Raw genomic sequence first — 14,172 nt, 5'->3', positions numbered from 1 at the left:
CAGTAAATATTTTTATTTTATCTATGATAATTCTTGTATATGGAGAAATATAGTTACTTAATTTTCTTTCTGTAGAAATATTTTATCAGCAATGGTGTAATGAAAATATCGGCCAGATATGCGGCGGCCATTCCTGAAGCTGAAAGAATTCCCATGTTGCGTATGCTGTTTACATCAGAAGCCAGAAACACCAGAAAAGTCAGACAGAGTATGACAGTTGTTTCTGTAATGGCTGTTCCGACAGTTCTGAAAGTGAAATCTATGCTCATCTGCGGATTGCCGGTTATCTTCAGATCTTTGCGGATATGGGAAATGAAATGTATTGTATCATCAACAGCGAGACCCATAATCATTGGCGCTATGGTCATGGTAACAAATTCCATGGGAATGCCTCCATATCCCATTATGGCTCCGCAGATGAGAAGCGGGTAAATATTGGGGATCATGGCTATTATCCCGATTTTAAAGCTCCGGAAAAGAATAATGAGAAGAAGCGCTATTAACGCCGATGCTGTTAAAACTGACTTAACAAGACCTCGTGTAATGTACTGGTTCATAATAGCCATCTGATAAGAAGATCCGCTCATATAAAATCTCGCATCTTCCGTAAAGCTTTCTTTAACAAGTTCTTCTGTACTGGATAGAAGTTTTTCAATTTCAAGTGAAGAGAAATCATTCAATTGGACAAAAATACGTGCTGTTCCATAATCATTATCAATCCAGGGACTGATTGATTCCGGTGCCACTCTCTGGTAATAAAGCAGCAGGCCGCGTATCAGTGAATCTTTTTCCGGTACTATATACTGATCCTGATTTCTGTTATATCTGAGATAGTTAAACTCTTTTATCGCTTCTGCCAGGGAATGGGTCTCTTTGACAAGCGGAGACTCCTGAAGCTTCAGTTCAAGGCTTTCCAGCTTCAACAGGTTTTCCCGGGTTTTGAACTGATCTTTTCCCAACTGGATGATGACTTCCAGAGTCTCGCCTGATGCGATATCGGACTGAATGATGTGAATGTGATCTTTCATGTGATTCAAACGGTCACCCATCATCTTTATCCCGTTGAAATCCACTTCCAGTCTCATCAGTCCGAACAGACTGATAATAACGGATGTGATGAAAAAGATTATAATGGGAACAGTGTGTTTCTCAGCAAACCTCGATGTTCTCTCCATTGCTTTTTCAAATCGGGCAGCAGAATCTTTTTCGTCTGACAGCTCCCTATCTTTCCCCAGGGAGAGAAGCAGAGGATAGTAGATTAGTGTCAGAATACATACCGCAGCGATAGAAAGAGCTGAAGTCAAACCGACCCATTGAATCGGTCTTATTTCAACAAATGTAAAGGATAAAAGGGCAGCAATTGTAGTAAAGGCTGTAAAGAGTATCGGTCTTCCACTTTCCTGAACGGCATAGAGCACGGCATCATGTCGTTTTCCCGTTTTGCGATAATAGAGTCTGAAGAAGCGGGTTATATGGACGGTATATCCAATGGAAACACCCATGGTGAGCAATATTGGAACGGATATGAATGCACTGTCTATGGTCGTATGCCTGAGGCCCTGAAATCCAAAAACAATGAGAACGGAAATGATTATTATCAGTATGGCACCGGCTACACCGCGGAAGGAACGGATGATCAATGTGGAAAGCAAAAGTGCGACCAGAGTTCCCATAATGAGCACTTTCATAAGATCGTACATCATCTCCGTTTGCTTCCTGTAGGCGTAAATGGGAACTCCGGTGCCGGTCAGCCTGATATTGCCGGAATTTATGCCGGAGAGAATCCTATAGGCTTCCTCTCCGATAGAAAACTGATCCCATTCATCCGTATAGGGTAAGAGCTGGAGTATTATCCAGGCTTCTTTTCCGTTCTGTGAGAACAGTGTTCCCCCGATAGAGGGAATGGTATTGTACAATTCCCGTATCTCACGTATTTCTGAATCTGTCGAGAGCAGTGAATCCCCTTCAAAACGGAGGGTATTGCCTCCTAAAGGGAAGTTTTCCAGTTCTGTCAGAGAGATTAAAGATCCGGCTAGTGGTACCTCATTCCTGAGAATAGAACCGACTCTGTGGATCAACTCAAGGGTCTCCCGGTCGAAGACATCACTGCTCTCAACCAGAACACCGATAAAATCGCTGTTTTTAAAGAGTTTTTCGAATTCTTCATTATTTTTTAAAACGGGATCGGAAGATACAAAAAAATCTTCCATATTAACCGAGATGTTCAGTCCGCCAATACGGGAAAGAGCAAAGACTAAAAGAACAGATAGTATAAGGACAGCTGCCAGTTTCTGTTTCAGGGCAAATTGGAGGAAATCCGTAATGGGAGAGTTGTTTATTTTCACTTAGTTCTCTGTTCCTTGAAAATCGGATATGGTTTTTTCCATCCATGAAGCAGCTTTTTCCGACATTTCTTTCAGAGCTTCTCTGGGAAAAGATCCTTCAGGGCTCAGCGGCGGCGGATAGATCGGCTCACCGACGACCATTTCCATCTTAACCCAGTTGGGGGGGAGTTCTTTTCCGAAAAGCTTTCTTCTTTTCATGACATACACCATAGGCAGTACAGGTGCCTGATGAAGATAGGATTGAAAAAAAGCCCCCGGTCTGAAACGATGAATGGTCTGGCTGAGGTGGACAAGTTCTCCTTCCGGGAGGAAATGGACATGATACCCCCGTCTGAGGGCTTCTCCGATAGGCTCCGTAATCATTTTAAAACCAACAGGACCTCCCGGAATCGGGAAGGCTTTGAGAAAACGGAGGATTCTTCTGACTATGGGAACTTCGTAGTTTCTCTGTACGACAGTGACGTAAAGTCTTCGCGGAAAAACAACAAAATTGGCAAAAACCGTATCGAAATAATGACAGTGGTTCGAAACGGTTATACATCCTCTTTTTTTCAATATCCGGAGATTCTTTCTGTTGCGTACACGGAAGCCGAAATAGAAAGTCGCTAAAAAGGCCGCCGTATAACAGAGCAGAAAAAAAGGCATGGTCAGCAGATGAAACCACCAGTCGAAATAGATAAATCTATAGGGACGGGAAAAATCAATCTTCTTGGTGTTGTTTTTCACTTCGAAGATTTTTTCTTCCGGAATTTCAGGCCTGATTGTTTCTTCCATCAAGAACTCCTAAACAAGTATTTCTGCATCTTTATCTTTGATATTGACCGGAGATCCTAAAATCTCTGTGTAGAGGTCTTCCATTTGGTCCACACATTTCTTAAAACGGAAATTTTCGGCCATTTGCAAAACATCTTTTTTTCTGTTCTTCAGACTTTCCCTGTTTTCGTACAGATAGTCAATTCTCCGGGCAAGGCTGTCAGCATCATCCATTTCAAAAATGAAATTATCATCCAGGGCGAACTGAGGCGCCGCACTGTAGGGAGAATTCCCGATCAGGCAGGGCAGACCGCAACCGATTGCTTCCAGGCAAGAGAGACTTTCAAGTTCGACAACCGATGCGTGCATATACAGATCCGCCGTATTGAGGTAGTGCAATTTCTCCTCCATGGAGACATAGCGGATCAGAGGTTCGACGGGCAGTTCCTTTCCCCGTTCTCTCAATTTGTCCGAATCTTCACCTTTACCGCATAGAAGGAGCTGTATATTGTCTTTGTATTTGGACTTGAGAACTCCGTCAATAAGCAGTTCCTGCCTTTTCTCCATGGCATGACGTCCTATGTTGAGAATCACGAATTTATCTCCGAACCAATCCGGTCTATCGTATTCTTCCGGTATGTAAGCATCGGGGATGCCATTGGATATGATCTTCATATCGGCTTTGCTTCCGTGGGCACTGAAAAGATCAGCTGCAAACTGCGATGGGCAGTGAAGAGTGTCAACCTGGTCATATAAGCAGTAGTTGAATAGAGTGTAAAACATGAACTCCATCAATTTGCTTTCCTTACCCATGGCTGAAATGATATTCTGAGGTTGCACATGAGCCGCGCCCAATACGGGGATACCCATTTTCCTGGCTACTTTGACTGCATTTCTGGACATAAAAAAAGGAAACTGAATCTGTACAAGATCGGCGTTCTTATAGGCCTCTTCCAGGATTTTCTTTTTTCCTATTCCGAATAACATCCCCATGTTTTCCAGAGATTCTCTGACCGGCGCCGGTGCGAACCCGGGTATTTCATAAAAATCACCTTCATGGCTGCCTGTCGTCACGACTCGCACCTGATGTCCCCGGATCATTAATTCCTCAACAAGTCTTTTCGTGGCGATAACTCCACCGTTTCCCTCTGACCATGTGTCAATTACTATAACTAATTTCATAAAATCCTGTTCTCCTGTTTTCTCGTCGCAAAATTGTCCTGATTCGCAATTAAATAGTCAAGAAAAAGAAAAATGTTTTAAGGAGAATCTTTATTCTTTTATTTCTTTATACGCTCAATCCGGTCAATAACCCAGACGTCTTTATCCATGGATAAATGCAGAATATCCCGGGTTTTTTCCTCTATTGGCATCATAGGTTTGCTGCTGTCGGGATCTTCAACTACCGCAGGAGACCATTTTGAATATTCGGCTTCAAACGTATTGTTTCCCAGGGTTTTTATTTTTAATCCCGATATACCCCAGACCTGCGTTCCCGGCGGAACCGGTTCCATCCCCGCAGCTATCCATTCTTCGGGATCGAGCAGTCCGGTTGAGCCTTCATAAGACGTTCTGACTCTGGAAGTGACATAGATTGTGCTGATTTCATTAATATCACCCTTTCCCGCTTTTGCCGTTATCGTATCTTCAAGTGCTTCCGTGTCAAGGGTTCGGAAGCTATCGTAATAGAGATTGACCACTTCCTCCTGAGTCATGCCGACAGTAACCGGGGCTTCGAGTAACTTGGAGATTGGCGCCTGAAGGACCAGTCCGATTATCAGGACAGCAATGCCTGCGGCGATAAGCCGCGATCTGTTCTTCGTCAGAAAAAACCCGGCCTTCGTCTTTCTAACACGGGCGTCTTCCCGTTTCCGTTCCCGGAGTTCTCTATCTTTGACAGCTTCATTTGATAATGATGCATCGACAATACCCGAATCATTCCACTTCTTTAAAAGGTTTCTCCAAAGGGCAAGAGATCCTTTTCCCCGGAAAGACAAATCAATGAGAGAAACAAATTCTTCTGAGAGACGCGGTTCGAAGATGAGAGGCGATGCATAATTAACCGATGAAATGAATTTTTCAATCTCTTCTTCGCTTTCTCCGGGAAAGGGTTCTTTTCCAGTTGCTATTATATAGGCCAGAGAGGCAAGGGTAAACGCTCTGGCTTCATCGCCACCGATTCCGGGTTTATTCCAGGGAACGATCATTTTCATGCTGTTTTGCCTGACTCTGTGATTGTTGAGAAACTCCATAAGTCTCGGGGGGAAGAAAAGTATGTCTCCGTTATCGCAGAAAAAGACCGAAGATAAACTGAATTGCCGAACGGGGAGATTGCGGTCTTTAACAATATAAAGGGCCTGTGCCAGCTTTTCCAGGATGGCCGGAGTCATATGAATGGCAGCCAGTGTTTTTCCCGACAACTCCGGTCCGTAGAAAAGAGTATGGCCATCGATTTCCGTTATACCCTGAAGATTCCAGTTTTTTATCTCTCCGCCGCTTACAATAAGCCCCGGCAGAGACTGAAGCCGGCTTGTATCCACACCGACAAAAGCTCTGTTCTTCAGACCGCTATCAACGGCCAGGTAGGTCTTGCCGGAACTTTCGATAAGGGCTGATCCCTCTGAAGTACTGGATATGGTAAAGTCCATTCGATTCTCCGATTATTTTATTATTGAAATGAAAAAATTATACATTTAATGGCTCTATTATATGATAATTATTAAAAAGGACACCAGTGGATTGTTCCGTGTATGAGAAAAACTGAAAAAATTGAATTGTACCAGCCGGCAAACTCAAATAGCTACACAATTGAATCACTCGCTTTAACCATACCTTCCATCAGATTAATATATGAACATACATTCCGCCACAGAAGAGATGGCGATATCGAAATCAAAAGGACAAACGGATACAGCCGGGATCCTTCTCTCATAAAGCCTCCCCAATGTTCAGAGTTTTTTGAGCTAAAGCGTTTCTATGATACATTCGGAGCCAGATCCAAGGAAATTTTCAGGATCCTTCAGCGGAAAGGTTTTGTCAGGCTTGAAGACAACAGAGTCCACGTGAATCCCAAAACGAGAATGGCTAATCCCGAAAGCTTCCGGCTGGGGTTTTCCGTTGAGGAAGACCGATTGATCCTGGAAAAATTGAACCGCGTTCTCTGGCGCAGGATTTCAATGAAGCGCGATGAAAACGGTTGGCTTGATCCCATGGCGGAAAGTCTTTTCACTTACCAGGGTGTAACGGTAATCGGAGAGAAAGAGGGTATTAAAAATTATAAATTCAGGATCGGACATACCATACTTTCCGTCGAATTCTTCCGGGAGCCTGCTATTGAGTTGCTTGAGCTTGTCAGTCTGAGGATCCTGCTGATTTTCCAGGAGCAGCTTCAGAACTTTTTCGCCGCATCGGCAGTTCAGAATTACAATACCGATGTCTGGATGAAAGCGGTCAACAAGAGAAAAATCTTTTTTGATATTCTCTCAACTTTTCTCTATCATTCGTGGAATCCTTTCGATCTGGAAGAGTGTATTATCGTCATCAATAGCGGAAAAGGCCTTTACAGTTTTTCCGATGGAAAAATCATTTACCGTTTTGACTATGATGGAACCGAAACAAGCATCGTCGAAGACAGCACCGCTCTCGATCGCGAAATAACCGACAGTAACAGAGAGTTTCTGCAACGGGACATAGATATTGGAACGAACCGGGAAAAGATGGAAACGATTTATTTATCCATTTACCTGAAAAGCCGGAGCTATCACAATGTGGATCCCCGCATAAACAGATTAAGCCATCACTATATAAAAATGTTTATAGAATCGGCGGGAAAACTGATCGATGTCATCATTCCCATCTTACAGAGGGAAAAGACCCAGGATGCCCTCAGGTGGAAGAGTTTTTATGACCAGTCGAGAATCAGCGGACTCAGAATGGGAGAGAATATCAATGCCGTTCTATACGAATCGGTCAGAATCCTGAAAATAATTTATGGAATTGAAGATGTCGTTTTTTACAGTGAGGATAATTCCATTACGGAGATCATTACCATATTCAGGCAGCTTGAGGATAAGAGAAAGGAGAATTTCTCGTACAGGACGAAGCCCTTAAATAAAAATGAAATAGTTGAAGGGAATTATGTTTCCTGCAGCCTTAATGACAATATCAAGGAACGAATGGTTCTTTACTTTAAACTGCCGGTCATATATAAGCCGGTAGCCGGAAAATACCTATCGGGAACTTTTATCTACAGACAGTTAAAGGAAATCAGCGATATGCTCAATCTGAGCGACCCTGGAGAACTGCTGGCCATTATCGCCCGGACCACCTTCAGCCTCAATCTGACTCTGACAAAACGGCGAGCCGTTGAAAAACTGACCAGAAGGTTTCCCGAGTTTCCCGAAGAAACGATCGACAGTATCATCGGTAAGCTCGCCCAGTCTTTCACCGATTTCTTTACGCTTCTCGATACAATCAGCATTAATATAAATTCCGCTGTCAGCACAATGAGAGGAAGCCGGGACAGTCTTACGGGGCTATACAACAGGCAGTCTCTCAATCGGCGGATGGAAACATTTTTCAATGAATACGAGAAATCAGGTCCGGGATTCGGAGTTATGTTCATCGATATGGATTCTTTTAAGATCTATAACGATACTGTTAATCATTCTTTCGGTGACAAGCTGATTGTCCGTCTGGCCGAGCATTTATTGAAAGGCCAGCGCAACATGACATTCGAAACCGTACCCGCCCGGTTCGGAGGGGACGAGTTCTGTTTCGGAATTAATAAAATCCCTCCCCGGCAGTTTGAAGAAAAAGCTTTTTCCATTTTCGCCGACATAACCCTTCAGCCGATAGAAGTCGTATTCCATATCGGTGATTTTACCGAGTCGGGATGCTTTGAAATCAATCTGCTTTCATTCCTCCACAGGTTCATAAGGCCCGATATCGGGGGGGAGAGAGGTGAAATTACAGGATACAGCGAAAAAGAGAATGAGAGTCCGAGAGAGCATATCGTGAATATCTTTCTCCACTATCTGGACAGCGGCCAGGGAGGGGGCAGCGATTCAGTCGCAATACTGGAAGAAGCTCTTCTGGAAGAACATCTCAGTGAGAATCTTAAAGATAAAATCATTGACTCTCTCAATGAAAAAATCTGCGACAAAATTGTAAACAACAGTATTCTGAAAGAGATCGATTCCGAATTCCGGCAGATAATCGGATTATTTCTGAAACTGCAGCTGGAGAATTACACGACAGGAGCTATCAGAAAGGAAATTATCAGAATTATGGGTTTCGATAAGCTGGAACGGACAATCTACCAGAGAGTCAGCATCGGCCTGTCCCATTCCTCGGAAGACCGGTTGAGATCTGTTTCTTCTATCTTCAAACAGGCCGACGCCCGTTCCTATCTGGCAAAACAGAACGGGAAAAACTGCGTATTCGGCCTGAATAACAAACAGGTCAAAAGGTCGTTTAAAGAGGAAATATCCATTCTCATAATAGATGATGAACCGGAATATATCGACATTCTCAAGCGGGTTCTAATAGAAAAATATAATTGGCATCATGTTTACAACTTTATGAATGAAGAAAATGGTGAGATGTCTTATAAAAAACTGAGAAATATCGATGTCATCATTCTCGATCTTCAACTGTACAGCGATGAAGATTTTAATGTTATATTAGCCTATCTGAAAGGTGTGGCGGAAAACCGGGAGCTTCAGATCATCGTCAATTCCGGCTATATAGAGCAAAAAGCTCATTTGCTTGAAAAAATAAAGAAAACCAACGGTCTGAAAGTCATAGCGGTTTTTTCAAAAGATGATGAGGTTTATAAAAAAATCGATGAAGTCATCTGCGATAGATTCAATATTATGTCAGATCATTCTCACTGAAGACTTCCGCTGTGAAAGAATAGATTTCCGTCTTGTCATCTTCAAGAAAATCGGGACTCAAACCCGCTTTGTAAAATGTATGCTCGATAAAGGTTTCCCTGTCCCAATTCTGTTCGGTAGCCACTTGCGGAAGAAGAAGTCCGGAATGATATCCGTTTCTGATCAGGAGGCCATCACGGCCGGGCTCGATCAGGCTCGTATCTTTGACTCTTTCCAGAGGAGAGAGAACCGATATTTCTATAGATAGATCCCGGAATTCCTCAACTTTCAGAGGCGGGAATCGCGGATCCCTGAATGCCGCGGATAGAGCCATATCCCGGATGGTTTCCGAAAGGGGCCTTTCTGAAACTATATTGCCGATGCAGCCTCTTAATTCTCCGGATTTTTTTAATGTGACGAAAGCGCCGAAAGGTCCTCCCTGAGTTTCAAAATCAGGTTTGGTATCCCTCAGCCCGAGTTTCCATGCAATGGTGTCCCGGGCGTATTGCAGATACTTTCTTTGTTCAATCCGGCTTAAATGACTCATTCAGTCCTCCTTGAACGAAAGGGCTCCGTATGCGACTGTTTTACCTTTTTCCGATTCCTTTCCGACAGATTCACTCCGGCTTAGCACTTTCATGGAAAGAGCCGTCCCGAAATAGGCCAGAAACGCAGAGAGAGGGCCGGCTCCGCATGCTTCTATGTTTCCGGTTCTCCTGTTTTCAATTATGGAGCGCCAATCTCCGCCGGAAAAAAGAGAGAGTGCTTTTTCTGCTGCCGACAGAGATTCCTCTCGGCCCGCATAGGAACTGAGGTTCCCCGTCGCAACGAAAAGGACATCATTTCTATCACCGCTATAGGCTCGTTCCAGCCCTTTCGCTACTTTCCTGACCAGAGAAATCGTTGTCTTTCCCATTAAAACAGGAAGAATAGTTGCTTCTGGAAAGAGAAACTGAATAAAGGGAAGCTGGTCTTCAATGGAATGTTCTTCCAGATGGGGAATGTCGTTGCGGACGATCAAACTATCTTCATTCTGAAACAAGTGAAGTGATTTCATATTGATGGGAATCTGACCTAAAGGCGTTTCAAAAAACTTGAAATTCGGCAGAATAATTGTGTCGCTTTCCTCCCGGTGAACAGGGGAGATAATGACGACTTCCTTTATGTTCCTTTTGGCTGCTGAAATAAAAGCTTCAGCCATCAGTTTGCCTGCTACAGAGTAACCGGCATGAGGTGTATATATTAAATCGCTTTCGCCGGGAATTAAATCTTCAGCATAGGATTCTATAAGTGCTGTCAGTTCTTCCCCTGAGGCGGGATAAAATATACCATCGACAATGGGCTGCCGCACTCTTTTGTCTTTTTTTTTGTCCATAGGATATATTATCCGGTTTTCATAATATTCTTTCAACTCTCTTTGTTCCGGAGTATTTCAATCCTCTTTTCATCGTATTTAATGTGAATGTTTTTGTCATTGTTAACCAGAACCCGGCCGGGGGCGCCGCCTTTGATTCTTCTGAGATTTTTCACTTCCGTATAATGGATGTCGGCCTCAGTCTTTTTTTTCAGGCTGCTGTACAATATGGCCAGGTTAGCGGCATTGAGAAGGGTTTCGAGAGGAACGGATTTCCCTTTTAAGGTTTTTATAAATACATATCCGCCCGGGTGCTGCCGGACATGAAGCCAGATATCATTACCTCTGGCATATTTCCTCAGAAGTGCATCGTTTTCCCTGGAATTCCTGCCAACGAGTATTTCATATTTACCTGATTTAAACCTAAGACCTGTATTGATTTTTACGGAACCGCGTTTTTGTTCGCTATCAGCCGGGGAATCGGGTAAAGCTTTCTCAAAAAGCTCCAACTCTTCCGTTCCTGCAATTCTCTCAGCCTTATTTATTAGAATTTCCTGCTCTGAGATCTTCTCTTCCACATCTGCAAGATCCTCAGTTATTTTCTCAAGACCCCGTCGGTATTTTTTTGATAAAGCATAAAAGTCGTCACGGTTTTCCGAAGGTGACAGTTCCGGTTTCAGGGGAATGCATATTTCTTTTCCGTCGTAATAGTTTTTAGTCTTCAGGGAAGAATCTCCCTTTTTCAGAAGATGGAGGGATGAACCGATTAATTCTCCCTGCAGGCGCAGGTCATCATAGCGGGAATAATATTGTTGTTTTTCCAGTAAATTCCTGTGAAGATTTTCAAACTGCAAAAACTTCCTTTTAAGCTTTTTAAGCACTAGCTCCTTTCTGCTCTCAAATTCCCTTACCCCTTTTCCCTTATTGTAATAATCGTTTACAAAACTGTTGAAGTCGGAAAAACCTTCGTAGTCCCGCACAGGCCTTGGAACGGGATCCTTATTCGTGGATAACTGACTGAAATCCGGCTGGTACGTTTTTCCGGGATATTCGTTCTGGTTTTTTTTCCGGTAAAGGACATCGATGATTATATTGTTTTCACCAGTTAGAATAATATTGGGGTTTCCGCTCCAGAACCTGATCCAGAGATTGTAGTTTTCCTCCTCGCCTGAAAAAACCAGATGGACTATCCTTTCCTTTTCCGGTTGGGAAACAGAGAGTATCCTGGAACCTTTGATTCGTGCCGTCAGGAGCTGGGCAAAGCGGGGAGGAGTTGAAGGAAGCTCCGGCTTCTGGTCGACCCTGCAGAGCCGGACTGAATTGTGATCAAGACTGACCTGGATTTTCTGTTTCCCCTCTCTGCCGTAAGTTTCCAGATAAAGAGAAAAACGGTCCGGTTGACTAATCCTGTCGACTCTGGATGAGATAAGATCCAATTCTTTGAGAATCAGATCTATCTCGCTGTTGTTCAATGACATGTTCAGGTAATGAAACTCATGGCCAGACCGATAAGTCCTCCGAAGACACCGCCCCAGATAACAAGCCATCCCAGGTGTTTTCTGATCATCTTCTGAATTATTTCTTTGACCATCTGGGGAGTGAGTTCTTCGAGTCTCCTGTCAACGATCATGCTTATTTTTTCAATAAGCTCTTCAGAGACTTTATCCGTGGATATCTCACTGCTCACCGCAGCCATAAACTCTGGAGATGAGGTTTCCTCTCTGATGAAGTCTTTTATCTTCCCGATCATTGGTTCTCTGAAAGATTCCAGAGCGGAAGCTCCGCCGAACATTCCGAGCATCCCTCCGAAACGGGAACTGAGAATGGCTTCGGTGATTTTTTCGAATATTCTGTTATAGTCGACAGAATTGATGGCTCCTTCGAAATCAATGGAAGGCATAAGGGAGGCCGATTCCTCTTTAATGATCCGCCTGATATTATCAGAAGTGAAAAACTGATCCATTATCAGGTCTTTTATTCCTTTCTTGAATTCCATAAAATGAAGAGGGATTACGCCGGATCCGTAGAGAAAGGGGACTTTTTCAAAAAGCATATAGATTGCCAGCCAGTTAGTCACTGCTCCCGAAAGGGCGAAATAACCTGTATTGAGAATCTGATTTCTGAAGACCGGAGAAAAGTAACCGATAATAATGACTATAATGGTAATTAAAGTTGTAATTGAGCTCTTATTTATCATAACTCGAAAAATATACTGATATACATGACTATGATCAAGTTTGAAGCAAAATTGTTAATAATAATTTATTTTTTCTTTTTATTTCCCCTTCTATTGTGGGGAAACCGGGTTTCGGGATTATACGATCCTCCGGTGCGGTCTGTGCGTTTCGGCAGAGGCAATCCTTTTTCGTTTATCCCTATCGGCTGGTCGGAAAATGGGGCAAGTGCTTTCATGGTTCAGGACAATGTGTCTTCAACAGTCATTCTTATGATTTTTGACGGGATTGAAGATCGGGTTTTGTTTGAATCGGAACCATTTGACATGCCCGAAGGCGGCATAGGCGTTCTCTGGAAGGAGAATAGGGAATCCTTCAGTCAGAAGCTGGGAGATTATTCCATTATTCCCGATAGAAATCCGTCCTATGGTCCCGGTGATTTCTCCTGGGGCAATGATGAGTACTCAATATATGAGGAGACGACCATGCTTGCCGGAAACAGAGGCATTGCCAGTCTTAACCTCATAATAAAGTCGGAAAAAAAAGGCGTGAAGTCTCTCTACTCCTATACACACAATGACACAAAAGGTTCTGTCCTTCTCGATAGTTATGTTGTCGGTTACTATCTCAGCCCTCAGGAGAGAAGAATCCTTGCTATTTCACTAGATGACAGAGGCGGGGAGGGCGAAGATCATAAATTGTCTCTCCGTTTCAACGGGGCTCACCTCACAATAGGTTTTGCAAGAGTCAGAACAGAAAGAACCGGTTTGATAGAAGCTGTCCTGAGTGGTCAGTACTATACGACGAGAGCTTTGCTGGAGGAGGGTGCGGATCCCGATATTGCTGTCGAGGGCGAGCCTCTTCTTCTTATGGCTGCCCGTCAGAATAACTGGGATATTGTTTTTTTACTGCTCCAGGGCGGAGCGGAACCGGCAGTAGTCGACGGAAAGGGGAGAATGCTACTTCATTATGCAGCCCTTTCGGGAAACCGGGAAAATGTCATTCGACTTGTGGCTATGGGAATGAATAAAAGCTACCGGGATCTGGAAGGCCGAACAGCGGCCGACCTGGCTGAGATTTACAATAATGATTTTCTGATACCGCTTCTGAAAGAATGATGCGGACCGGAGGGGACATTTTATTTGTGATAAGGCTCGTTGCGAATAATCCTGAAAGATCTGTAGATCTGTTCCAGTAAAATCAATTTCATCATCTGATGAGGAAAAGTCAGTTTTGAAAAGGACAAGGCAAAATCAGTCCGCCTTTTCAGATTATCGCTCAATCCCAGAGATCCGCCGATCAGAAAGGTAAGATGGCTGTTTCCTCCGGTTGTGACTTTTTCAATTCTGGAAGCCAGCTTTTCAGAACTGAGTTCTTTTCCTTCGATTTCCAGGGTGATGAGATATGTTCCTTCCTTCAGTTTCGAAGTAATCCGATCACCTTCTTTGTTTTTAATTATCTCTTTATCCGCATCGCTCAATGATTCCGGACATTTTTCATCGGAAACTTCTATCATTTCAAGGCTGCAGTATCGTGAAAGGCGTTTTGAATATTCGGCGATACCTTCCCTGAGGTATTTTTCTTTCAGTTTTCCTACGGATATCAGAGTTATTTTCATAATTATATTGTCCATTAATGGAGTGATTTCTTCAATCCATTGAAATTTCTGC

Annotated in this window: 11 protein-coding genes; 2 read left to right on the top strand and 9 right to left on the bottom strand. The window is 43.4% G+C overall.

The window, feature by feature from the left end; all coding sequences use genetic code 11:
• Nucleotides 1–53: 53 nt before the first annotated feature.
• From HNR50_RS02645 to HNR50_RS02630, 4 genes are all read right to left on the bottom strand, one after another.
• Entirely contained in the window at nucleotides 54–2,345 is a 2,292-nt protein-coding gene (locus HNR50_RS02645) for an MMPL family transporter (RefSeq protein WP_184743311.1), read from the bottom strand.
• Nucleotides 2,346–3,119, bottom strand: a complete 774-nt coding sequence (locus tag HNR50_RS02640; protein WP_184743308.1) for a lysophospholipid acyltransferase family protein — start codon at nucleotides 3,117–3,119, stop codon at nucleotides 2,346–2,348.
• 9 nt (nucleotides 3,120–3,128) lie between these two features.
• Nucleotides 3,129–4,280, bottom strand: a complete 1,152-nt coding sequence (locus tag HNR50_RS02635; protein WP_184743305.1) for a glycosyltransferase — start codon at nucleotides 4,278–4,280, stop codon at nucleotides 3,129–3,131.
• Nucleotides 4,281–4,378: 98 nt separating this feature from the next.
• The gene (locus HNR50_RS02630; RefSeq protein WP_184743302.1) at nucleotides 4,379–5,746 is read right to left on the bottom strand and encodes a hypothetical protein; all 1,368 of its coding nucleotides are present in this window, start codon (nucleotides 5,744–5,746) and stop codon (nucleotides 4,379–4,381) included.
• 102 nt (nucleotides 5,747–5,848) lie between these two features.
• Here HNR50_RS02630 and HNR50_RS02625 point away from each other — a divergent pair, with 102 nt between their 5' ends.
• Nucleotides 5,849–8,995, top strand: a complete 3,147-nt coding sequence (locus tag HNR50_RS02625) for a GGDEF domain-containing protein (protein ID WP_184743299.1) — start codon at nucleotides 5,849–5,851, stop codon at nucleotides 8,993–8,995.
• Here the strand turns inward: HNR50_RS02625 and amrA are convergent.
• From amrA to HNR50_RS02605, 4 genes are read right to left on the bottom strand one after another with little or no spacing between them, the layout of a single operon-like run.
• Nucleotides 8,973–9,521, bottom strand: coding sequence for an AmmeMemoRadiSam system protein A (gene amrA, locus HNR50_RS02620; protein ID WP_184743296.1), 549 nt, complete (start codon nucleotides 9,519–9,521; stop codon nucleotides 8,973–8,975). The genes HNR50_RS02625 and amrA overlap by 23 nt on opposite strands.
• On the bottom strand, nucleotides 9,522–10,349 hold the full coding sequence (gene amrB / locus HNR50_RS02615; RefSeq protein WP_184743293.1) for an AmmeMemoRadiSam system protein B: 828 nt from the start codon (nucleotides 10,347–10,349) through the stop codon (nucleotides 9,522–9,524).
• 32 nt (nucleotides 10,350–10,381) lie between these two features.
• Complete coding sequence (locus HNR50_RS02610) at nucleotides 10,382–11,806, bottom strand: NFACT RNA binding domain-containing protein (protein ID WP_184743290.1); 1,425 nt, start codon at nucleotides 11,804–11,806, stop codon at nucleotides 10,382–10,384.
• A gap of 2 nt (nucleotides 11,807–11,808) precedes the next feature.
• On the bottom strand, nucleotides 11,809–12,525 hold the full coding sequence (locus tag HNR50_RS02605) for a DUF445 domain-containing protein (RefSeq protein WP_221439774.1): 717 nt from the start codon (nucleotides 12,523–12,525) through the stop codon (nucleotides 11,809–11,811).
• Nucleotides 12,526–12,549: 24 nt separating this feature from the next.
• Between HNR50_RS02605 and HNR50_RS02600 the strand changes: the two genes are divergently transcribed.
• A complete protein-coding gene (locus HNR50_RS02600) occupies nucleotides 12,550–13,620 on the top strand; it encodes an ankyrin repeat domain-containing protein (RefSeq protein ID WP_184743287.1) in 1,071 nt (356 codons plus the stop codon).
• 20 nt (nucleotides 13,621–13,640) lie between these two features.
• On the opposite strand, the gene rlmH is transcribed toward HNR50_RS02600, so the two are convergent.
• Nucleotides 13,641–14,120, bottom strand: a complete 480-nt coding sequence (rlmH, locus tag HNR50_RS02595; RefSeq protein WP_184743284.1) for a 23S rRNA (pseudouridine(1915)-N(3))-methyltransferase RlmH — start codon at nucleotides 14,118–14,120, stop codon at nucleotides 13,641–13,643.
• Nucleotides 14,121–14,172 lie beyond the last annotated feature (52 nt).

It is taken from the genome of Spirochaeta isovalerica, assembly GCF_014207565.1.
GTDB lineage: Bacteria > Spirochaetota > Spirochaetia > DSM-2461 > DSM-2461 > Spirochaeta_F > Spirochaeta_F isovalerica.
Note: the sequence above shows the minus strand (reverse complement) of the source record. Positions and strands in the feature narration are given on the sequence as shown.

Bases quoted from the DNA above. Each gene is read 5' to 3' on its own strand.
- HNR50_RS02640 (WP_184743308.1), bottom strand. From the start codon at position 3,119: ATGGAAGAAACAATCAGGCCTGAAATTCCGGAAGAAAAAATCTTCGAA.
- HNR50_RS02635 (WP_184743305.1), bottom strand. From the start codon at position 4,280: ATGAAATTAGTTATAGTAATTGACACATGGTCAGAGGGAAACGGTGGA.
- HNR50_RS02630 (WP_184743302.1), bottom strand. From the start codon at position 5,746: ATGGACTTTACCATATCCAGTACTTCAGAGGGATCAGCCCTTATCGAA.
- HNR50_RS02625 (WP_184743299.1), top strand. From the start codon at position 5,849: ATGAGAAAAACTGAAAAAATTGAATTGTACCAGCCGGCAAACTCAAAT.
- amrA (WP_184743296.1), bottom strand. From the start codon at position 9,521: ATGAGTCATTTAAGCCGGATTGAACAAAGAAAGTATCTGCAATACGCC.
- amrB (WP_184743293.1), bottom strand. From the start codon at position 10,349: ATGGACAAAAAAAAAGACAAAAGAGTGCGGCAGCCCATTGTCGATGGT.
- HNR50_RS02610 (WP_184743290.1), bottom strand. From the start codon at position 11,806: ATGTCATTGAACAACAGCGAGATAGATCTGATTCTCAAAGAATTGGAT.
- HNR50_RS02605 (WP_221439774.1), bottom strand. From the start codon at position 12,525: ATGATAAATAAGAGCTCAATTACAACTTTAATTACCATTATAGTCATT.
- HNR50_RS02600 (WP_184743287.1), top strand. From the start codon at position 12,550: ATGACTATGATCAAGTTTGAAGCAAAATTGTTAATAATAATTTATTTT.
- rlmH (WP_184743284.1), bottom strand. From the start codon at position 14,120: ATGAAAATAACTCTGATATCCGTAGGAAAACTGAAAGAAAAATACCTC.